The organism is Methylobacterium ajmalii, from assembly GCF_016613415.1.
In the GTDB taxonomy this organism is placed as follows: domain Bacteria; phylum Pseudomonadota; class Alphaproteobacteria; order Rhizobiales; family Beijerinckiaceae; genus Methylobacterium; species Methylobacterium ajmalii.
This window is the reverse complement of record NZ_JACWCT010000100.1, coordinates 32,622-53,735: the sequence shown is the minus strand read 5'-3', so window position 1 is coordinate 53,735 and position 21,114 is coordinate 32,622. Positions and strand designations below refer to the sequence as shown.

13 protein-coding genes are annotated in these 21,114 nt (G+C 71.7%); 5 read left to right on the top strand and 8 right to left on the bottom strand.

Annotated features, from left to right (window positions below):
* The first annotated feature begins 2 nt into the window (after positions 1-2).
* Both HPY23_RS19145 and HPY23_RS19140 read left to right on the top strand, forming a co-directional pair.
* Positions 3-1,061 (top strand): UDP-3-O-acyl-N-acetylglucosamine deacetylase, encoded by a 1,059-nt coding sequence (locus tag HPY23_RS19145; protein ID WP_091888163.1) that lies wholly within the window; start codon positions 3-5, stop codon positions 1,059-1,061.
* Positions 1,062-1,232: 171 nt separating this feature from the next.
* Complete coding sequence (locus HPY23_RS19140; protein ID WP_091888165.1) at positions 1,233-4,115, top strand: EAL domain-containing protein; 2,883 nt, start codon at positions 1,233-1,235, stop codon at positions 4,113-4,115.
* A gap of 375 nt (positions 4,116-4,490) precedes the next feature.
* Here the strand turns inward: HPY23_RS19140 and HPY23_RS19135 are convergent, their stop codons facing one another.
* Positions 4,491-5,279, bottom strand: coding sequence for a transporter substrate-binding domain-containing protein (locus tag HPY23_RS19135; protein ID WP_091888167.1), 789 nt, complete (start codon positions 5,277-5,279; stop codon positions 4,491-4,493).
* A 397-nt stretch (positions 5,280-5,676) separates the two neighbouring features.
* Between HPY23_RS19135 and HPY23_RS19130 the strand changes: the two genes are divergently transcribed.
* Positions 5,677-6,504, top strand: coding sequence for an FTR1 family iron permease (locus HPY23_RS19130; protein WP_060848999.1), 828 nt, complete (start codon positions 5,677-5,679; stop codon positions 6,502-6,504).
* A 209-nt stretch (positions 6,505-6,713) separates the two neighbouring features.
* On the top strand, positions 6,714-7,361 hold the full coding sequence (locus tag HPY23_RS19125; protein ID WP_091888169.1) for a glutathione S-transferase family protein: 648 nt from the start codon (positions 6,714-6,716) through the stop codon (positions 7,359-7,361).
* 19 nt (positions 7,362-7,380) lie between these two features.
* Here the strand turns inward: HPY23_RS19125 and HPY23_RS19120 are convergent, their stop codons facing one another.
* Positions 7,381-7,929 (bottom strand): DUF924 family protein, encoded by a 549-nt coding sequence (locus HPY23_RS19120; RefSeq protein ID WP_091888171.1) that lies wholly within the window; start codon positions 7,927-7,929, stop codon positions 7,381-7,383.
* 214 nt (positions 7,930-8,143) lie between these two features.
* On the opposite strand from HPY23_RS19120, the gene ilvC reads away from it, so the two are divergent.
* Positions 8,144-9,163 (top strand): ketol-acid reductoisomerase, encoded by a 1,020-nt coding sequence (ilvC, locus tag HPY23_RS19115; RefSeq protein WP_048451919.1) that lies wholly within the window; start codon positions 8,144-8,146, stop codon positions 9,161-9,163.
* A 149-nt stretch (positions 9,164-9,312) separates the two neighbouring features.
* Here the strand turns inward: ilvC and HPY23_RS19110 are convergent, their stop codons facing one another.
* From HPY23_RS19110 to HPY23_RS19085, 6 genes are all read right to left on the bottom strand, one after another.
* Entirely contained in the window at positions 9,313-12,483 is a 3,171-nt protein-coding gene (locus HPY23_RS19110; RefSeq protein WP_091888173.1) for an efflux RND transporter permease subunit, read from the bottom strand.
* Between the two features lie 43 nt (positions 12,484-12,526).
* Positions 12,527-13,753, bottom strand: a complete 1,227-nt coding sequence (locus HPY23_RS19105) for an efflux RND transporter periplasmic adaptor subunit (protein WP_060849003.1) — start codon at positions 13,751-13,753, stop codon at positions 12,527-12,529.
* A gap of 204 nt (positions 13,754-13,957) precedes the next feature.
* The gene (locus HPY23_RS19100; protein ID WP_091888175.1) at positions 13,958-15,871 is read right to left on the bottom strand and encodes a response regulator; all 1,914 of its coding nucleotides are present in this window, start codon (positions 15,869-15,871) and stop codon (positions 13,958-13,960) included.
* Positions 15,868-17,610: a response regulator gene (locus HPY23_RS19095; protein WP_175540008.1), complete on the bottom strand. Its 1,743-nt coding sequence runs from the start codon at positions 17,608-17,610 to the stop codon at positions 15,868-15,870. Before HPY23_RS19095 ends, HPY23_RS19100 begins: the two co-directional genes overlap by 4 nt.
* 107 nt (positions 17,611-17,717) lie before the next feature.
* A complete protein-coding gene (gene cheB / locus HPY23_RS19090) occupies positions 17,718-18,770 on the bottom strand; it encodes a chemotaxis-specific protein-glutamate methyltransferase CheB (RefSeq protein WP_175540009.1) in 1,053 nt (350 codons plus the stop codon).
* A gap of 17 nt (positions 18,771-18,787) precedes the next feature.
* Positions 18,788-21,088 carry a hybrid sensor histidine kinase/response regulator gene (locus HPY23_RS19085; protein WP_091888181.1) on the bottom strand — a complete coding sequence of 767 codons (2,301 nt, stop codon included), beginning with the start codon at positions 21,086-21,088 and terminating at the stop codon, positions 18,788-18,790.
* Between the last annotated feature and the right edge of the window lie 26 nt (positions 21,089-21,114).

Genomic DNA, 21,114 nt, shown 5'->3' with positions numbered 1-21,114 from the left:
CGATGCGGCGCGAGGCGACGCTCGGCCGGAGCGTGTCGGTGCGCGGGCCCGGGATGCATACCGGCCGCGTCGCCCGCGTGACGATCGCGCCCGCCCCGCCCGGCCACGGCATCCGCTTCACGGTGCCGGGGGCCGGGCCCGCGGTGCCGGCCACCACCGCGCCCTGGATCGCGAGCCGGATGTGCACCGCGCTGGCGCTCGCCGACGGGCGCAAGCTGCGCACGATCGAGCACCTGATGGCGGCGCTCTCGGCCTCCGGCATCGACAACGCCGAGGTGACCGTCGAGGGCACCGAGATCCCGATCCTCGATGGCTCCGCCTCGCGCTGGTGCGCGCTGATCGACGCGGCCGGGCGGGTGGTGCAGGACAGGCCGCGGGAGTTCCTGCGCATCCGGGCGCCGTTCCAGGTCGACGGGATGCACGGCTTCCTGCGCGCCGAGCCGGCCGAGGGGTTCGCCGTCGACGTCAGCACCGACCGGCTGCCGGGCTTCGGCGTCCTGCGCTGGGGCGGCCCGGTCGATCCCGCCTCGTTCCGGGCCGAGATCGCCCCGAGCCGCAGCTTCGGCAACGCCTCGCTGATCTGGCGCACGCTGCTCAAGACCCGGCTCGCCCGCACGCTCCTGCCGGCCGCGACCCGGGACCGGCTCTGGGCCCGCTCCTTCGACGCCCAGACGGTGCGCGGCGACGGGCCGGAGCCGACCCGATCGCGGCCCGAGCACAGCCGCCCGATCGGCCCGGACACCGACGCGCGGATGCACCCGCGCGACCGCGAGCCGCTTCTGCGCGGCGCCCGCCCCGGGCGGGTGGCGATCCTGCTCGGCGGACGGGTGCTCGGCGGGGCGCGCTTTCCCGACGAGCCCGTACGGCACAAGACCCTCGACCTCGTCGGGGACCTGAGCCTCGCCGGCCGGCCGATCCTCGGGCGCATCGTGGCCAACTGCCCGACCCACGCGCTGACCTTCGCGTTCCTGACCGAGCTGATGCGCCACCCGGAATGCTGGGAGGTGGTATCGGCGGCCGAGCCCGCCGCGTCCCGCCGCGGAACGACCGCCTCAACTTGATTTGGCCGCAAAGCGGAGCGATCGAAGCCCGTCGACGGCCGCGCTCGCGGACGGCCGGGGAGATCCGGGACCTCCGCCTTGCCCGCAAGCTTGGGCGTCAGTACGGTCCGGCCTCTCCTCATGCCGCCCCGTGGCCGTGGCCGCCTCCGTCCGGCCGGAAGACCCCGAAGCTTGCGCACGTACTCACTCGTCCTCGCCTGCCTCGCCGCCCTCGTCGGGCTGGTCCTCGCCGCGCCGCAGGCCCGCGCGGTCGAGGCCGTGCGCGTCACCCTCGACTCGCAGGCCATCGACCTCACCCCGGCGATCGAGCGCTACCGCTCCGACGGCGACCTGATCCAGATCTCGACCGCGCCGGGCAAGGACGGCATCGTGCGCCGCATCGCCGTGAAGGCGCGCGAGACGGGCGCCCGCCCGGACTGGATGGTGTTCGCGCTCACCAACGACACCGACGAGCAGATCGACCGCCTGCTGGTCGCCCCGCATTTCCGCCTCGTCGGCTCGGGCGTGGTGTGGCCCGATCTCGGCGGCTCGCGCATCGCCGCCATCACGGCGAGCCAGGGCATCCGGCCCGAGCGCGACGAGAGCCCGGACGCCGACCAGTTCGTCATCACGCTCGATCCCGGCACCACCGTCACCTTCGTGGCGGAGCTTCGCACTCCCAACGTGCCGCAGGTCTACCTCTGGGACCAGGACGCCTACCGCAAGAAGGCGACCGGGCTCACCCTCTACAAGGGCATCATCATCGGCATCGCGGGGCTGCTCGCCCTGTTCCTCACCATCGTGTTCGTGGTCAAGGGCGCGATCATCTTCCCGGCGGCGGCCGCGCTCGCCTGGGCGGTGCTGGCCTATGCCTGCATCGATTTCGGGTTCTTCCAGAGGATCTTCCCGACGACCGAGGCGGCCGAGCGGATCTACCGCGCCTCCGCGGAGGCCGTGCTCGGCGCCACGCTGCTGGTGTTCCTGTTCGCCTATCTCAACCTCGCCCGCTGGCACGTGCGCTACAGCCACGTCGCGCTGATCTGGCTGCTGTTCCTCGCCGGGCTCGTGGGCCTGGCGGTCATCGACCCGCCGGTGGCGGCGGGCGTGGCGCGCATCTCGGTGGCGACCGTGGCGGGCGTCGGCCTGCTCCTCATCGTCTATCTCGCCATCCACAACGGCTACGACCGGGCGATCCTGCTGATCCCGACCTGGCTGCTGCTGCTCGCCTGGGTGGTGGCGGCGGGCTTTGCCATCACCGGCCAGCTCCACAACGACCTCGTCCAGCCGGCCCTCATCGGCGGCCTCGTGCTGATCGTGATGCTGATCGGCTTCACGGTGCTCCAGCACGCCTTCGCGGGCGGCGGGATCGGCAACAGCCTCGTCTCCGACACCGAGCGCCGTGCGCTGGCCCTCACGGGTGCCGGCGACGTCGTCTTCGACTGGGACGTGCCGGGCGACCGGGTCTTCGCCGGTCCGGAGATCGAGGGGCAGTTGGGTCTCAAGCGCGGGGCGCTGGAGGGGCCGCAGGCGAGCTGGCTCTCCCTGCTCCATCCCTTCGACGTCGAGCGCTACTCGGCCGCCCTCGACACCGTGATCGAGGAGCGCCGCGGCCGGATCTCGCAGGATTTCCGCCTGCGCTCGGCCGCAGGGCCCTATTACTGGTTCCGCCTCAAGGCACGGCCGGTGATCGGCACCGACGGCGAGGTGGTGCGCATCGTCGGCACCATCGCGGACGTGACCGAAGCGAAGATCGCCGAGGAGCGCCTGCTCCACGATGCGGTCCACGACAATCTCACCGGTCTGCCCAACCGCGAATTGTTCAACGACCGGCTCGACGCCGCGATCGCCCTGGCGAGCCAGGACCCGCGCCTGAAGCCGACCCTGTTCGTCGTCGACATCGACCGCTTCAAGCAGGTCAACGACGCGATCGGGCTCTCGGCGGGCGATTCGATCCTGCTGACCCTGTCGCGCCGCCTCAACCGGCTGCTGCGGCCGCAGGACACGCTCGCCCGCATCGCCGGCGACGAGTTCGCCGTCATCCTCCTCTCCGAGCGCGACCCGGACCGGATCATCGCGTTCGCCGACAGCATCCGCCGGGCGATCACCACGCCGATCACCTACGCCGACCGCGAGATCTTCCTGACGCCCTCGATCGGCGTCGCCCTGCACGAGGCGGGCGCGGTGGTGAAGCGCGAGGACGTGGTGAAGAACGCCGAGCTCGCGATGATCAACGGCAAGCGCCAGGGCGGCGACCGGATCGAGGTCTACCGCCCGACGATGCGCTCCGACCGCGGCGAGCGGATGATGCTGGAGAGCGACCTGCGCCGGGCGCTGGAGCGCAACGAGATCAAGGTGCTGTTCCAGCCGATCGTGCGCCTGGAGGACCGCACCGTGGCGGGCTTCGAGACCGTGCTGCGCTGGGACCACCCGCGGCTCGGCCGCGTCGTCCCCCAGGTCTTCCTGCCGATCGCGGAAGAATCCGGCCTGATCGTCAATCTCGGCGTCTTCGCGCTCGAGCGCACCGCCGCGGAGCTGGCCGCCTGGCAGCAGGCGCTGGTGGTCGAGCCGCCGATCTTCGCCTCGGTCAACCTGTCCTCGCGCCAGCTCCTGCGCCACGACCTCCTGCACGACGTGAAGACCGTGCTCGCCCGCACCGGCGTCGTCCCCGGCTCGCTCAAGCTCGAGCTGACCGAAGCCCTGGTGATGGAGAACCCGGAATACGCCGCCCAGATGCTCGCCCGCATCCACGAGCTCGGCGCGGGTCTCTGCCTCGACGATTTCGGTACCGGCTACTCGGCGCTGACCTACATGCAGCGCTTCCCCTTCGACACGATCAAGATCGACCAGTCCTTCGTGCGCCAGATGGCGAACGGCCGCTCCGGCATCCTGCGCTCGATCGTCCGCATGGCGCAGGAACTCGGCCTCGAGATCGTGGCCGAGGGCGCCGAGTCGGAGGCCGACGCGCTCGCGCTGGCCGAGATCGGCTGCGACTACGCGCAGGGCTTCGCCTTCGGCGAGCCGATGTCGGTGCTGCAGGCGCGGCAGCTGGTGGGAGCGGCGCCCGAGGCGGCGTGACCTCGTCCGTTCGCGCCTCGGGACGGGCCGCCCCGACGCCCCGAACGCCCCGAACGCCGGGGTGACACGGACCCGTCTTGGCGTCTCTCACAAAACTCCCGATCACCGCCTCGGCTTGCTGTGGCAGAGACATTGCGGCGGGAGTTTTGTGAGGTGCACTCAGCGCTCTGCCGGGCCCCTCGACCGGGCCGGCGCCTTTGTCGGGACGCCGTCGGTGCGAGGCGTCTCGCGGCCGGAACCGCGATCACCGGTGCGTGGAAGCTGGGCTCGACGACGGGGGCACAGGCTTGCGGAAGGCAACGACGCAGGATCGAAGGCCCGGCGCGCGATCGCGTCGCCGGTCCGGGTGGAGCGCGACCGGAATGCGGCCGTCCTTTACTTCATGTTGGCGCCGACGATCCGATCGAACTCGCCCGTGGCCTTGGCGAGGTGCAGCCACTGGTCGACGTAGGCCTTGAACACCGTGTCGCCGCGCGGCAGCAGGAAGCCCATTTCGCCGTATTGGAGCGGCCGATCGGGATTCACCGCGCACAAGCCCGGATGCAGCGTCTCCTGGAGCTTCACCTCGACGGACTCGGCGACCATCACGTCGGCGCGGTTCTCGGCGATCTCCCGCCAGATCACGCGGTTGTCGGGGAAGAGCTGGATCTGCGCCTTGGCCAGGTTGGCGCGGGCGAACTTCTCGTTGGTGCCGCCCGGATTGACGACGACGCGGGTGGAGGGCTGGTTGATCGCGTCGGTCGTCTGGTACTTCGCGACCTCGTCGCAGCGCACGATCGGCGCCTTGCCGTTCACCAGGTACATCTCGCTGAAGAAGGCCTCGCGCTGGCGCGGCAGCGTCACGGAGATGCCGCTCATCGCGATGTCGCACTTGGCCTTGAAGTCGGGCATGAGGTTCGACCACTTGGTCTGGACGAACACCGCCTCGGCATCGAGCGACTTGGCGAGCGAGCGCCCGAGATCGATGTCGATGCCGACGAAGTCGTTGGCGCCGTCGGGGCGGTACGAGAACGGGCGGTAGTCGCCGGTCGTGCAGACGTTGAGGACCTTGCGCTCGACGACCTGATCGAGGCGCGAGGGCTCGTCGGCCGCGAATGCCCGCGTCGCCGAGAGGACCAGCATCGCGCCCGCCATCAGGCGCGACCTCACCGAACCCGCTTCCATGAACCCCACTCCCCGTCGAACGCATCCCGCGTGAGGGAACCGTAAGGACGCGGAGCGGGAGCGTCCAGATTGCCGGCACGGCTCCCCGGCAAGCGCTGGGGATGGCCGCCGACGCCCGGTGCGAGGCTCCGATCCGACGGCCCCTCCGGTACTCGGGCAGAGGCCGCCGCCACGAATAGACTTCGCCGGATCATCTTGAGAAGACCAACCGATCGTCGTCGTACGGGGCGCAGATCCGATAGTTTCCGTTTGTTTCGATCCAATTTAGAACAATGCAAAACAAGGATATTGTGTTTGAAAGCCGGGACCACCTCGCCTAAGAGGACGCCGGATGCGCGGCGCGACGGCGCCCGTCCGGACGAGCCCGGATTGTCCTGCGCCGAACGAGGAGTACCCCATGGCCGACGGATCCACCTTCGCGCAGGCCTTCACCATCCTGTTCCGCGAAGGCCTGGAAGCGATGCTGGTCGTGGCGGCGCTCGCGGCCTTCCTGCGCCGGGCCGGCGCGGCCGAGAAGATCCGCCCGATCTATGCCGGGGCCGGCCTCGCCGTGCTGGCGAGCTTCGGCCTCGCCTGGGTGTTCGAGACCTTCTTCGACGGCAACCACAACGACCTGATCGAGGCCGGCGTCATCGTGGTGGCTGCCGCGCTGATGTTCACGATGAGCGGCTGGCTCTTCCTGCGCCAGGACCCGGCGGCCTGGAAGGCCGAGATCAACCGCATGGCCGAGCGGGCGATGAGCGCCGGCACCGTGCTGTCGCTCGCCGGCATCGCCTTCCTGGCGGTGTTTCGCGAGGGCGCCGAGACGGTTCTGTTCCTTCACGCGCTCGCCCGCACCGTCGGCGGCTTCGACGCCTCGCTGCTCGGCGGTCTCGTGGTGGCGGCCCTCGCGCTCGCGGCGATGTTCGTGGCGATGCAGTGGCTGGCCCTGCGGTTGCCGCTTCGCCCGGTCTTCCTTCTCACCTCGGCCTTCCTGTTCGTGATGGGCCTGCGCCTCGTCGGCGCGGCGATCCAGGAATTGCAGGAGCAGGTGCTGGTGCCGGTGCACAACGACGGCGTGCCGGACTTCGTCACCGAGCTCGGCTTCAACGGCAGCTGGGAAGCCCTGGCCGTCCAGGGCGTGATCGTGCTCTGCGCGGTGGCCTGGCTGGCGATGCAGCGATCCCGCCCGGAGGCCGGGATGGCGGCGCGGCCGCAGGTGTCTCGCCCGCAAGCCTCCCGCTGAAGCCTCGCGCCGAGAGACGGTCCCGCATGCGGGCCGCTCGGCGCTAGAGCGGAGCCCGATCGCCTCGCCGCCGGGCGCTGCTCTATGCTTTTGATCTTGCCGCATTTCCTGTCGACGAACCGGTACCCGCTGCGTCGGACAATGCTCTAAGGAGGAAGGCACCGCCCCTCGCGACCGGGGCTTGTGGCGGCTCGCGCCGGGAGGCCCCCTTGTCCGACACCCTCACGCTCTACTACTCGCCGGGCGCCTGCTCGCTCGCGCCCCACATCGCCCTCGAGGAGACCGGTGCGGCCTTCGAGGCGGTGAAGATCGATTTCGCCACGGCCGAGCAGCGCGGCGGCCGCTACCTCGCCGTCAACCAGAAGGGCCGGGTGCCGGCTCTCGCCGAGGGCGACTGGGTGCTGACCGAGAACCCGGCGATCCTGCGCTACATCGCGCGCAAGAATCCCCAGGCGGGCCTGTGGCCGGAGGACCCGCGCGAGGAGGCCCGGTGCGCCGAATGGCTGGCCTGGCTGTCCTCCACCATCCACCCCGCCTACGCCCATATCCGCCGGGCCGAGCGCTACGCCACCGACGAGGTGGCGATCGAGGACGTGAAGGCCAAGGGCGTCGAGACCTGCGCCGACCTGTGGACGATGATCGAGGTCGGGCTCTCCCGCGGCGGCTGGGCCGCCGGCGAGCGCTACAGCGTCGCCGATCCCTACCTGCTGGTGTTCTGGACCTGGGGCCGCGGCCGGGTGCTCGGCTACGACATGGCCCGCCAGTTCCCGTACTGGACCGATCACGCCCGCCGCATGGCCGCGCGCCCGGCGGTGCAGCGCGCCTTCGCCCGCGAGGGGCTGCCGCTGCCGGCGTGAGGAGGCCGCGCCGGGTCTCCTACCCCCGGAACGCGCCCTCCCCCGCGAGGTAGTCCCGCTCCGCCGCCGTCTCCGGGCGGCCGAGCACCGCGTTGCGGTGGGGAAACCGGCCGAAGCGGCGGATGAGGTCGCGGTGCTCGATCGCCGCGGCGAGGTGCACGGGCAGGCCGAGGGCGGCAAAGAGCGCGACGCTGCGCTCCTGCAACCCGGGATCCTCGGCATGGGTCAGCGGCATGTAGAGGAAGATGCGCAAGGCCGGCTCGATCGCCCGGTCGTGGCCGCGGGAGAGGGCCCGCTCTGCCACCGCCAGCGCCGCGGCGTCGGTCGCCCAGGCCCGGGACGTGCCGCGGAAGAGGTTGCGGGGGAACTGGTCGAGGAGCAGCACCAGGGCGAGCGCGCCCTCCGGCGTCTCCTCCCAGGGCCCGAGCCCGCCGCGCGCCGCCGCCTCGTGCAGCGACCGGTAGGCCCGGCAGGCGTCGTCGAAGGCCGGGTCGGCGGTGAACCAGCGGTCGATTCCGGCCCCGCGCCAGAACTCCACCAGTTCGGCGGGCGTCGCCCGTTGCGTCATGCCGGCCTCCAACGCGGCCGGAACCGGCCCTTCCCGCACGGTGGACGCAGCCGGCCCGGCCGTCCGCGCGCACCGAACTTGGCAGCCATGTGCAGCTTGACGCGCATCGCCTATTCCCTGACGCGAATCACGCCGCTACAAGCCGCCCGTCGCACGGCCGCTCCAGCGCCCGGAGCGTTCGAGATTCTCGCCATCTGCACAAGGGGGAGCCGCCATGCGGGTCTATTACGATCGTGATGCCGACATCAATCTGATCAAGGGCAAGAAGGTCGTCATCGTCGGCTACGGCAGCCAGGGCCACGCCCACGCGCTGAACCTGCGCGATTCCGGCGTCAAGGACGTGGTGATCGCGCTCCGCAAGGGCTCGGCCAGCGCCAAGAAGGCCGAGGCCGAGGGCTTCAAGGTCATGGAAGTGGCCGACGCCGCCAAGCAGGCGGACGTCGTCATGATGCTGACCCCGGACGAGCTGCAGGGCGAGATCTACCGCGACTCGCTGCAGGCCAACATGAAGCAGGGCGCCGCCCTGCTGTTCGCCCACGGCCTCAACGTCCACTTCAACCTGATCGAGCCGCGCGCCGACCTCGACGTGCTGATGGTCGCCCCGAAGGGCCCGGGCCACACCGTGCGCTCGGAGTACCTGCGCGGCGGCGGCGTGCCGACCCTGATCGCGATCGCCCAGGACGCGAGCGGAAACGCCCACGACCTCGGCCTGTCCTACGCCTCGGCCAATGGCGGCGGCCGCGCCGGCATCATCGAGACCACCTTCAAGGAAGAGTGCGAGACCGACCTGTTCGGCGAGCAGGTCGTGCTCTGCGGCGGCCTCGTCGAGCTGATCAAGGCCGGCTTCGAGACCCTGGTCGAGGGCGGCTACGCCCCCGAGATGGCCTATTTCGAGTGCCTCCACGAGGTGAAGCTGATCGTCGACCTCATCTACGAGGGCGGCATCGCCAACATGAACTACTCGATCTCGAACACCGCCGAGTACGGCGAGTACGTGACCGGCCCGCGCATCATCACGCCCGAGACCAAGGCCGAGATGAAGCGGGTGCTGACCGACATCCAGAACGGCACCTTCACCCGCAACTGGATGCTCGAGAACAAGGTCAACCAGACCTCGTTCAAGGCGACCCGCGCCCGCAACGCCGCCCACCCGATCGAGGAGGTCGGCGAGCGCCTCCGCGGCATGATGCCGTGGATCAAGGAGAAGGCCCTGGTCGACAAGGCCAAGAACTAAGTCGCACCGCGCCCCGCGGCCCTTCCCGGGCCGCGGGGCGTCGAGGGCGAGGCCTGGTCCGGATACGAAAAGGGCCGGTTCGACGGATGTCGGACCGGCCCTTCTCGCGTTCGGGATGTGGCCGGCGCGGACCGCGCCGGCCCCCTCCGTCAGTGCATCGCCGCCGCAGGCATCGCGGCCCCCGACTCGGCCGAGAGGTGCGCCTGCGCCGGCCGACGGCGGGAGAACAGCAGGATCAGGACCGGCAGGATGATCAGGATCAGGACCGGCGCCAGACTCATGCCGCCGACGACCACCAGGGCGAGCGGCTTCTGGACCTGCGAGCCGACGCCCTGCGAGAAGGCCGCCGGCAGGAGGCCGACGCCGGCGACGACGCAGGTCATCACCACCGGGCGCATCTGGGTATAGCAGGTCTTCAGCATCGCCTCGGCCCGCGCCTCGCCGCGGGCGATGAGCCCGTTGTAGTGGGTGAGCACGATGATGCCGTCCATCACGGCGATGCCCAGGAGCGCGATGAAGCCGATCGCCGCCGAGACCGAGAATGGCGTCTCGGTGACGGCGAGCGCCACCACGCCGCCGGCCACCGCCATCGGGATCACCGAGAGCGCGAGCAGCGTGTCGACGACCGAACCGAAATTGACGAAGAGCAGCACCGCGATCAGCAGGATCGCCAGCGGCACGGTGAGCGAGAGGCGGGCGAGCGCCCCCTGCATGTTGTTGAACTCGCCGACGAGCTCGAGCCGGTAGTCCGGCGGCAGCTTGACCTCCTGCGCCACCCGCTCGCGCGCCTCGATGATCGTGCTGCCGAGGTCGCGGTCGCGCACGCTGAACTTGACCGGCAGGTAGCGCTCCTGGCCCTCGCGGTAGATGTAGGCCGGCCCCGACACCAGCTCGACGTCGGCGACGGCGTTGAGCGGGATCTGGACGTTCGCCCCGCTCTGGGTCTGGCCGGCGATGCGCAGCTCGCGGATGGCCCGCACGCTCTGGCGGTACTGCGAGGCCAGCCGCACGATGATCGGGTAGTGGCGCTCGCTGCCGGTGTCGTAGAGTTCGCCCGCCGAATCGCCGCCGATGGCGGTGCGCACCGTGGTGTTGATGTCGCCCGGCGTCAGGCCGTATCGGGCGGCCCGGATGCGGTCGACGTTGATCTGCACCGTCGGCTGGCCGAGCGAGGTGAAGACGCCGAGATCGGTGACGCCGGGCACGCGCTTCAAGACCGCCTCGACCTCGCGCGCCACGTCGGTGAGCTTCTGCAGGTCGGGCCCGAACACCTTGAACGAGTTCTCGCCCTTGATGCCCGAGACCGCCTCGGCGACGTTGTCCTGGAGATACTGCGACAGGTTGAACTCGACGCCCGGGAACTCGGTGCGCAGCCGCTCCAGCAGGGCGCCGGTCATCGCGTCCTTCGACATGCCCTCGCGCCACTGCTCGGCGGGCTTCAGGGGCGCGAAGAACTCGCCGTTGAAGAAGCCGGCGGCGTCGGTGCCGTCGTCGGGCCGGCCGTGCTGCGAGACCACGCGCTCGACCTCCGGCACCTCGGCGATCACCCGGCGGATGCGGTTGACGTAGAGGTTGCCCTCCTCCAGCGAGATCGTCGCCGGCATGGTGGCGCGGATCCAGAGGTTGCCCTCTTCCAGCTTGGGCAGGAATTCGAGGCCGAGGTTGCGCCCTTCCACGGCGACGCCGAGGAAGATGAGACCGGCCAGCCCCAGCGTCAGGGTGCGGTGGGCCAAGGCCGCCCGGATCACCGGCCGGTAGAGCCGGTCGAGGGTGCGGACCAGGATCGTCTCGACCTCGTGGATGTGGTCGGGCAGCAGGTAGGCCGAGAGCACCGGCGTCACCGTGAAGGTGGCGATCAGGCCGCCCAGGAGCGCGTAGGCGTAGGTCTGGGCCATCGGCCCGAAGATGTTGCCCTCGACGCCCGACAGCGTGAACAGCGGCAGGAAGCCGGTGACGATGATGATGGCGGCAAAGACGATCGAGCGGCTCACGTCGGAGGAGGCGAGCGCGATCAGCCCGAGCTTACGCGGCATGCCCTTGGCCCCGGCGAGCCCCGGCGCCAGCGGCGGCCCGTGGCCCGAGAGGCGGCGGAAGATCGCCTCGACCATGATGACCGTGCCGTCGACGATCAGGCCGAAATCGAGCGCGCCGACGGAGAGCAGGTTGGCGGATTCGCCCCGCACCACCAGGATGATGACGGCGAAGAACAGCGCGAAGGGGATCGTCGCGACGACGATGAGCGCGCTCCTCAGGTTGCCGAGAAACAGCCACTGCACCACCAGGATCAGCAGGATGCCGACCATCATGTTGTGCAGCACGGTGTGGGTGGTGACGGCGATGAGGTCGGCGCGGTCGTAGATCCGCTCGATCCTGACGCCCGGCGGCAGGATGCCGGCGGCCTCGATCTTCGCCACCTCGGCCTTCACCGCCTCGATCGACGGGGTCGAGCGCTCGCCCCGGCGCATCAGCACGATGCCCTGGACGATGTCGTCGTCCTCGTTCATGCCGGCGATGCCGAGCCGCGGCTGGTGGCCGATGGTGATGGTGGCGACGTCCTTCACCAGCACCGGCGCGCCGCCCGATTGCGACAGCACCGTCTCGCCGATGTCGTCGACCGAGCGGATCAGGCCGACGCCGCGCACCACCGCCGACTGGCTCCCGAGCGTGATGCGGTTGCCGCCGACGTTGAGGTTGCTGTCGTTGAGGGTCTTGACCACGCCCGACAGGGTGAGCCCGTGGGCCATCAGCCGGTCGAGGTCGACGCCGATCTCGAAGGTCTTGGTCTTGCCGCCCCAGCCGATCACGTCGATGACGCCCGGCACGGCGCGGAAGCGCTTGCGCAGCACCCAGTCCTGCAGCGTCTTCAGGTCGAGGACGCTGTAGCCGTCCGGCGCGACGAGCTTGTAGCGGAAGATCTCGCCGATCGGGCTCACCGGCGAGATCGTCGGCTTGGCGCCGTTCGGCAGGGTGTCGAGCTGGGCGAGGCGATTGAGCACCTGCTGCTCGGCCTCGCGGTAGCTGTTGGCGAAGCCGAATTGCAGCTTCACGTCGGACAGGCCGTAGAGCGAGACGGTGCGGACCTGCTTGAGGTCGGGCAGCCCCGAGGTGATGACCTCGATCGGCACCGTGATGTAGCGCTCGATCTCCTCGCCCGAGAGGCCCGGCGCCTGGGTGATGACGTTCACCATCGGCGGCGTCGGGTCGGGATAGGCCTCGATGTTGAGGCTCTGGAACGCCGCGAGCCCGCCGAGCATCAGGGCCACGAAGGCCAGGACGACGAGGGCGCGCTGGCGCAGGGCGAGGCCGACGATGCCGGTCATGGCCGTTTATCCGGGTATGCGGGATCGATGAGGTGGGGGCGCGTCAGCTCTGGGTCGACATCCGGTCGATGAAGAGCGAGCCGCGGGAGATCACCCGCTCGCCTTCCCGCAGCCCGTCGAGGATCTCGACGGTGGAGCCCTCGACGATGCCGGCCCGGACCGGCCGGTTCTCGACCGAGTTGTCGGCCCGCAGCACCCAGACGCTGGCCTTGTTGCCCTCGAGGATCACCGCGGCGCGGGGCACGGCGTGGGACAGGTTCTCGCGCTCGTTGATGATGCGCACGCTGGCGTACATTTCCGGCTTGAGCAGGCCGTCCTTGTTGCCGATCTCGGCCCGCACGGTGATGCGCCGCGTCGCCGGATCGACGGAAGTGCCGATGAAGTTGATCCGTCCCTCGAAGGTCTTGTCGGGGTGGGCGGGCACCTGGAAGGTGATCTTCTCGCCGATCTCGACCTTGGCGGCGTCGGCCTCGCGCAGCTGCGCGATGAGCCAGACCTTCGACAGATCGCCGATGATGTAGGACGGCTCGCCGCTCGACCCGACATACTGGCCCGGGCCGATCTTGCGCTGGATGATGGTGCCGCTGAGCGGCGCGTTGATCGGGGTGTCGGGGTTGATCGCCGAGCCCTTCGAGAGGGCCGCCATCTCCTCGTCGCGAAGCCCGAGGATGCGAAGGCGGTTGCGCACCGCCTCGAGCCCGACCTCGGCGGTGCGGTTGTCGTTGGTGGCCGACGTGAGGTCGTTCTGGGCGACCTGCAGCTCGCGCAGGGTCGTGGTGCGGGTCTCGTAGAGGTCGCGCTGCCTCTTCTCGGCGGCCTGCGCGAAGGTGAGCTGCGAGCGGCTCTTGTTCAGCACGTTGAGGGCGGCGAGGTAGTCGTTCTGCGCCTGGACCATCTCGTTGGCCTGGACCGAGAACAGCGGCTGGCCGCGCTTCACCTGCTCGCCGGTGCGGGCGAAGATCGCGATGACGCGGCCGGGATAGGGCGAGAAGACCGGCGTCGCCTGGTACTCGTCGACCCCGATCTTACCCTCGGTGGCGATCTCCTCGAAGAACTGGCGCTTGACCACCGGCTCGCTAGACACCGTGGCGAGCTGCGAGGCCGTGAGGGTGAACGCCCTGCCGGCCTGCGGCCTCGCCGGCACGTCCGCGAAGGCCACGATCGGCTCCTGGCGGTGCGCCGGGCGCAGGTACGGGTAGGCGAAGACCGCGCCGGCGGCCGCCACGGCCAGGACCACGACTTGGGTGCTCAGTCTCAGCGTCCGGGCCATGGGCGTCACACTCTTCGTCGGCGGGCGCAGTGCTTTGGCGCGACGGAGATGACCGATCCGCAACGCGCGGGCAACATCTAGCCGCTTTCGCTGACGCAAGCGTGAATGAAAGTCGCGCCCGGACAGTTCCGGGCCGGCTGTGCCGCCCGCGATACACTCGGCCGCACGGGATCGACCATCCTGGATTGGCCGGCGGCGCGCCTCTCACACGTCCTGGGTGAGCAGGGCCGCGACCCGGGCTGCCAGGTCGGCGGAGGGGAACGGTTTTTCCAGCACCGAGAAATCCGCCGGGATGCGGGCCGCCTCGGCGTGGCCGGTGACGAGCAGGAACGGCAGGGCCGGCCAGTGCGTCCGCACCGCCTCGGCGAGGTCGAGGCCGCTCATGCCCGGCATCGCCAGGTCGGCGACCACGAGGTCGAACGGCTCGGCCGCGAGGCGCTCCAGGGCCGCCTCGCCGCTCGGCACCTCGGCCTCGTCGTAGCCGAAGCCGTTGAGGAACGACGCGGTGACGTGGCGGACCTGGGGGTCGTCGTCGACCACCAGGACGCGGGCCCGGCGCGGCGCCGGCGCCGGCGCGGCGCCCGCGGCCTGCACCGGCTCGACCGCCTCGTGGGAGCGCGGCAGGTAGAGCAGCACCGTGGTGCCGTGGCCGACCTCGCTGTCGATGCGGATCGTGCCGCCGGATTGCTGCACGAGGCCGAACACCATGGCAAGGCCGAGGCCCGTGCCCTGACCGACGCCCTTGGTGGTGAAGAACGGCTCGAACACCCGGCCGAGGATCTCGGGCGGAATGCCGGTGCCGGTGTCGCGGATCGCGATCACCGCGTAGTCGCCGGGTTTCAGGTTCGGATCGGCGCTCGCCCGCACCACTTCGTTGCGGGTCGAGAGCGCGACGACGCCACCCTCCGGCATCGCGTCGCGGCCGTTGATGCAGAGGTTGAGGATCGCGAGTTCGAGCTGGTCGGGATCGACGCGGGCCGGCCACACGTCGTCGTCGAGGGCGCGCTCGACCTGCACGAAGCCCCCCAGGCTGCGCCCGAGCAGGTCGTCCATGCCGCGAATCACCGCGTTGACGTCGACCACGCGGGCCTGGAGGTCGCGGCGGTGGCTGAAGGTGAGCAGGCGCTTGGTCAGCGCCGCGCCGCGCTGCGCCGCCTGGGTGGCGTTGGTCATCAGCCGCGACAGCCGGGCATCCCCCGCCACCTTCGGCAGGGCGAGCTCGAGGCTGCCGAGGATCGCGGTCAGCAGGTTGTTGAAGTCGTGCGCGACGCCGCCCGCCAGGGTTCCGAGCGCCTGCATCTTGTCGGCCTGGCGCAGGCGCATCTCGAGCAGGCGCTGCTCGGTGACGTCGCGCTCGATCACCGCGAGGTTGACCACCGCGCCGGCCGCGTCGCGGATCGGCACCCGGGTGACCTGGCTCCAGGTCTGGGCCGCCTCGGGACCGCTCGCCACCATCGTCTCGGTCGGCGCGCCGGAGGCGATCGCCGCCAAATCGGCAGCGACCGCGGCCTCGGCGGCCTCGCTCCCGGGGCCGGCGACCTCCGCCTCGCGGCGGCCGAGGCACGCCTCGGACGAGGGCGCGCCGAGGCGGGTCGCCATGCGGGAGTTGAGCCGCAGGAAGCGGCCTTGCGCGTCCTTGAACGCGATGGCGTCGCCCGAATGGTCGAGGAGGCCGCGCAGCAGCGCCCGCTCGGTGGCGAGCTCGCGGGCCAGGCGGTGGCGCTCGTGGGCGGCCCGCACGGCGTTGCGCAGCAGCGAGGGATCCCAGGGCTTGGTGACGTAGCCGGTGATGCCGCCGCGGTTGAGTGCCGAGACCACCGCCGAGATGTCGGCGTAGCCCGTGAGCAGGATCGCCTGCGCGTCCGAGATCTCGCGCGCCTGCGCCAGCAGGGCGTCGCCGGTCAGGCCCGGCATGCGCTGGTCGGACAGGATGACGTCGATGTCGGGCTCGGCCGCGATCATCTCCAGGGCCTCGGCCGGCCGGCTGGTGGTGAGCACCCGGTACTCGTCCTCGAGCAGATCCTCGAGGGCCACCAAGATGTCGGGTTCGTCGTCGACCGCCAGGATCGTCCCGCGCAAGGTCGGCTTCGTCGCGTTGGTCGTCATGCCCACGCTCATGCGGCCCGCCTCGGAATGCTGATCACGAAGCAGGCCCCTCCATCCGGCGCCGATTCCACGGAGATCTGTCCGCTATGCGCCTGCACGACGCTGTATGCAATGGCGAGGCCGAGGCCGGTGCCGGAACCGACGGGCTTCGTCGTGAAGAACGGCTCGAAGATCCGTTCGCGCAGCGCCTCCGGCACGCCCGGGCCGGTGTCGCAGATCCGGATCACGTCGTGCTCGTCGCGGATCGCGGTCTCGATCGTGATCGCGCCGTCGCCGGGGATCGCGTCGGCGGCGTTGCCGAGGATGTTCATGACCACCTGGTTGAGCAGGGCCGGCGAGCACCGGATCTCGGGCGCGCCGGCGAGGTGCTTTTGCACGGCGATGCGTGTGCCGAGCTTGTGCTGGATCAGCGCCAGCACGTTCTCGATCGCGTCCGGCACGTTGACGGTCTGCATCTCGCCCTCGTCGAGGCGCGAGAACTTGCGCAGGTTGACGACGAGGTCCTGGATCCGGGCGAGCCCGAGCCGCATCGCGCCGACCCGGTCGCGGGCCTTGTCGAGGGGGCGGCGGGAGGGATCGCCCTCCGGCATCGTCGCCGCCACCTCGCCGATCAGCCGCTCGACCGTACCCTGGTGGGCGAGGATGAAGGCGAGCGGGTTGTTGATCTCGTGGGCGATGCCGGCGACCAACTCGCCGAGCGAGGCCATCTTCGCCGCCTGGACGAGCTTGGCCTGGGTGTCCTTCAGGCGGTGGTTGGCCTGTTCGAGGTCGTGGTTGGCCTGCGCCAGCGCGCCGGCGAGCGCCGCCTTGGCCTCGGCGGCGGCCGCCTCGGCCTTGGCGCGCTCGGCGGCGAGCGCGTGGCGGCGCACCTCCTCGGCGACCCGCCGGTCGTCCTCCTCCAGGAGCTTGCGGCGCACCAGGGTGCGCACCCGGATCGCCAGGAGGTCGGCATCCGCGCCCTTCGGGCCGGTTCCGTCCCGGCCCGCCAGATCCCTTCCGCCGACATCCTTGGCGACCACGTCGTCGGCCCCAACCGAGAACGCCTCGACCAGGAGGTCCTTGCTGGAGGCCGCCGCCGAGCCGATGCCGACGAGGGAGAAGCCCGGCGCCCCCGCCCCCGTCGCGGCGCCCCGCAGGGCGTCGATCCGGCGGCAGAGCGCGATGGCGTCGAAGCTGGTGCCCAGGAGGTCGACCGTGACGCAGTCGAAGCCCTCGCCGGGGGCCTGCAACGCCGCCATCGCCTGGTCGGGCCCGTCGGCGGCCACCACCTCGTGCCCCTCCTGCGCCAGGAGGGCGGAGAGGTACGCCCGAAAGGTAGCGCTGCCATCGACGACCAGGATGCGGGCGCGGCGGAAATTCGCCGCCCGGGCCGGCTCGCCCGCCGGCACCGCGGCGCGCTCGCGCAGCAGCGCGCGGATGCGCAGCAGCAGGAGGTCGCGGTCGGCGGATTTCGGTACGTAGGCGTCGGCGCCGCTCTCGAGCCCCTGGCGCTCGATGTCGCGGCCGCTCGCCTCGGTCAGCATCAGCACGGGCGTCGCCCGGGTGCGCATGGCGAGGCGCATCTGCCGGGTCAGCTCGTCGCCGTTCATTCCGGGGAGGTGGTAATCGGCGACGACGAGGTCGGGCAGGCCGTGGTTCATCGCCTCGAGGGCGGCCTCGGCGGTGGCGTGGCGCGTCACAGCGAAGCCGTTGCGCTCCAGGAAGAGGCGCAGCTGCAGGGCCTGGGTCTCGGAATCCTCGACCAGGAGGATGCGGGTCGCAGGCGCCGGGGGGCGCTCCGGCCCGGGAGCCCCTTGTGGGGAAACCTCCGGCCGAGAGACCCCTCGCGCGTCGGGCTGCGGCCCGGGCTGCGCGGCCGTCACGGCGCGAGACCCGGCTGCAGCGCCCGCAGGATCCGCGGGGCGATCAGGTCGAGGGGCAGCACGTGGCCCGCCGCCCGCAGGCGCACCGCCGCCGCCGGCATGCCGTAGACGACCGCCGAGCTCTCGTGCTCGGCGATGGTGGCGGCCCCCGCGACGTGCATGTCGAGGAGGCCGGCGGCACCGTCCTCGCCCATGCCGGTGAGGAGCACGCCGAGGCCCCGCGGCCCGGCGGCCCGCGCGACCGAGCGGAACAGCACGGTCGCCGAGGGACGCTGGCCGCCGACCGGCGGCTCGTCGACCAGGGCGAGGAGCCCGCCGGGCCCGAGGGTGAGGTGGCGGTCGCCCGGCGCCACGTAGACGTGGCCCCCTTGAGGCCGCACGCCCTCGCGGGCGATGACGACGGTGAGCGGCACGACGCCGTTCAGCCAGTCGGCGAAACCCTCCATGAAGGCCGCGCCCATGTGCTGGACGAGGAGCACCGGCAAGGCAAAATCCGCCGGGAGGGCGCCGAGCAGCTTGGCGAAGGCCGGCGGCCCGCCGGTCGAGGCCGCCACCGCCAGCACGCTCGGGGCCTGGGTGGCGGGAATCGTCCCGCGGAACTCCTCCCGGGGCGCGTCGGAGCGGGCCAGGCGCTCGGCGCCGATCGGCCGGCGCCGGATCACCGGCACCTGGCTCATGATGCGCAGCTGGGTGCAGATCTGGTCGGCGATCGCCTCGTAGGCGCGGTGGCCGGTGCCGACCGGCTTCTCGACCACGCTGAGCGCGCCGGCCCGCAGGGCGTTCATCGAGATCTTGAGCGAGGAATCCTCGATCGCGTCGGCGACGACGACGATCGGGGTCGGGCGCTCGGCCATGATCCGCCGGGTGGTCTCCAGCCCGTCGATGCCCGGCAGGCGGATGTCCATCGAGATCACGTCGGGCTGGACCCGGTGGATCTCGCGCAGGGCCTCCTCGCCGGAATCGACCGCGGCGACGAGGGCGAGGCGGGGATCGCGGCTGACGATGTGGGCGAGGAGCTGGCGCACCACCAGCGAATCCTCCACCAGCATGACGCGGACGGGGGTGCTCACAGCAGCTGACCGATCGTGTCGAGAAGCTCGCGCTGGTCGAACTTCTGCTTGGTGATGTAGGCGTCGGCCCCGAGATCGAGGCCCCGGCGGATGTCGGCGGGATCGCCGCGGGAGGTCATCAGGATCACCGGCAGCCGCGTCAAGCCCGGATCGGCCTTGACCGCCTGGAGCAGGCCGAACCCGTCGAGGCGCGGCATCTCGACGTCGGCGACAACGAGGTCGACGTCGCCGCCGTCCCGGCGCAGGCGGTCGAGGGCGTCCTGCCCGTCGACGCAGACGAAGACCCGGTAGCCATGCGCCTCCAGGATGCTCTTCTCGAGGGTGCGGGTGGTGATCGAATCGTCGACGACGAGCACGGTGCGGACCCGCGCCTTGCGGCGCTCCGGCGCCGCGACCGGCGCCGCCACCAGGCCGCCGGCCCGGGCGCGGACGCACAGGCCCTCGGGGTCGAGCACCAGGGCGGGGGTCTCGTCGGCGAGCATCACGGTGCCGGACATCAGCGCGGGATCGCCGCCGAGCGGCGGGGCCGGCCCGACGAGGAGCACCCGCACGTCGAGCAGCCGGTCGACCGCGACGGCGCAGAGCGAGGCGCCGCAGCGCAGCAGCACGGCGCGGACCACGCCGTCATGGAGAGGAAGGGGAACGACACCGGAACCGAGGAGAGACGCGAGGGGAACGAGCGGCACGACAACGTCCCGCCCCCCCTGGTTGATCCTCGCCGCCGGCTCTCCCGCCACGGACGCGAGGTCGCGGCCGGAAAGCCGCAGGAGCTGCGCGACGGCGCCGCTCGGCAGGCCGAAGGTCTGCGGCGGCGCCCCGGGGCTCAGCGCCGCCTCGACCAGCAGCACCGGCTGGCGCGCGGCGGAGAGCGGCACCGCGATCACGACCTCGGCGCCGTGGGGCGCGGCCGCCCGCAAGGTCGCGCGGCCGCGCAGCGCCCGGGCGGCCTCCGCCACCACCGACAGGCCCATGCCGCGCCCGGCGATCCGGTCGACGGCGGGGGCGGTGGAGAAGCCCGGCGCGAAGACGAGGTCGAGGATCTCGTCGGGGGTGGGCTCGGCCCCCGGCGGGACCAGCCCCTGGCGCCGGCCGGTCTCGAGGATGCGGGCGAGGTCGGGCCCCCGGCCGTCGTCCCGGATCGTCACGACGAGCTGGCTGCCCTTCGAGGCGACCGACAGGGTGACGCCGAGCGCCTCCGGCTTGCCGGCGGCGCGGCGCGCCGGCTCGGGCTCCGCCCCGTGGCTGATGGTGTTGCGCAGCGCGTGCAGCACCGGGTCCTTGAGGGCCTGGAGCAGGCCGCGATCGACCTGGAGGTCGAGGCCGTGGAGGCGCACCTCGACGGCGAGGCCGGCCTCGCGGGCGATCTCCCGCACCATCCGGCCGTAGCCGCCGAACACCGTCTCGGCCGGGACGAGGAGCAGGCGGTCGGAATCGTCGCGCAGGCGCCGGAGCGCGCCGTCGACCACGCCGGTGCTGCGGCTCTGCACCCGGGCAAGGCCCGAGATGCCGCGGATCACGCCGCGCAGGTCGCCGTCGAGGCGGCGCACCCGATCGACGAAGCCGTCGAGGGCGGCGCCCGCCGGATCGCCGGCCTCGCGCAGGCGGCGGGCGAGCGCCACCATCTCGCCGGTGCGGCCCTGCACCGTGTCGACGCTGCGGCGCAGGGTCCGGGCACCGGATTCGAGCCCCGCCACCGCGGCCGCGACGGTCTCCTGGCCCTGGAGCGCCGCGTTCAGGTCGTGCACCGCCTTCGACAGGGCCTCGACCTGGTCGCTGGCGATGCGCAGGTAGGCGACGGCCCCGTCCTGCGGGGTGGATGTCTGGATGGTCGTCTGGGCGGTCGTTTGGGGAGCTGCCGGCGCCGCCGGCTCGGGCGCCTGCTCCGTCGCCGCCGCGGGCTCTGCCGCCCCGGGGATCGGCGCGCCGGACAGGCAGGCGTCGAGGGCCGCGATGGCGTCCGCCGGCGCCGCCGGCTCGGGCGTCTCGGCGAGGCCTGCCACCAGGCCCTCGATGCGGTCGAGGGCGAGGTCGACCACGCCGGCGGTGGCCCGGTCGAGGCCGTGGCGACCCTGCACCACCCGGTCGAACAGGGCCTCGAGCCGGTGGGCGACCTCCTCCACCGCCGGCAGGTCCACGGCCCGGGCGGCGCCCTTCAGGCTGTGGGCGCGGCGAAACACGTCGTTCCAGTCCGCGGGCCGGCCGGTCTCGGCCGCGGCGAGGGCGACCCGGATCGCCGCGATGTGCTCGCGGTGCTCGGCGTCGAAGGCCGCGAGGAGGAGCTGGCGGATGTCGTCCATCGGCGCGGGCCGGGTTCCTCGGGTGG

Bases quoted from the DNA above. Each gene is read 5' to 3' on its own strand.
- HPY23_RS19145 (WP_091888163.1), top strand. From the start codon at position 3: ATGCGGCGCGAGGCGACGCTCGGCCGGAGCGTGTCGGTGCGCGGGCCC.
- HPY23_RS19135 (WP_091888167.1), bottom strand. From the start codon at position 5,279: ATGGAAGCGGGTTCGGTGAGGTCGCGCCTGATGGCGGGCGCGATGCTG.
- HPY23_RS19130 (WP_060848999.1), top strand. From the start codon at position 5,677: ATGGCCGACGGATCCACCTTCGCGCAGGCCTTCACCATCCTGTTCCGC.
- HPY23_RS19120 (WP_091888171.1), bottom strand. From the start codon at position 7,929: ATGACGCAACGGGCGACGCCCGCCGAACTGGTGGAGTTCTGGCGCGGG.
- ilvC (WP_048451919.1), top strand. From the start codon at position 8,144: ATGCGGGTCTATTACGATCGTGATGCCGACATCAATCTGATCAAGGGC.
- HPY23_RS19110 (WP_091888173.1), bottom strand. From the start codon at position 12,483: ATGACCGGCATCGTCGGCCTCGCCCTGCGCCAGCGCGCCCTCGTCGTC.
- HPY23_RS19105 (WP_060849003.1), bottom strand. From the start codon at position 13,753: ATGGCCCGGACGCTGAGACTGAGCACCCAAGTCGTGGTCCTGGCCGTG.
- HPY23_RS19100 (WP_091888175.1), bottom strand. From the start codon at position 15,871: ATGAGCGTGGGCATGACGACCAACGCGACGAAGCCGACCTTGCGCGGG.
- cheB (WP_175540009.1), bottom strand. From the start codon at position 18,770: ATGCTGGTGGAGGATTCGCTGGTGGTGCGCCAGCTCCTCGCCCACATC.
- HPY23_RS19085 (WP_091888181.1), bottom strand. From the start codon at position 21,088: ATGGACGACATCCGCCAGCTCCTCCTCGCGGCCTTCGACGCCGAGCAC.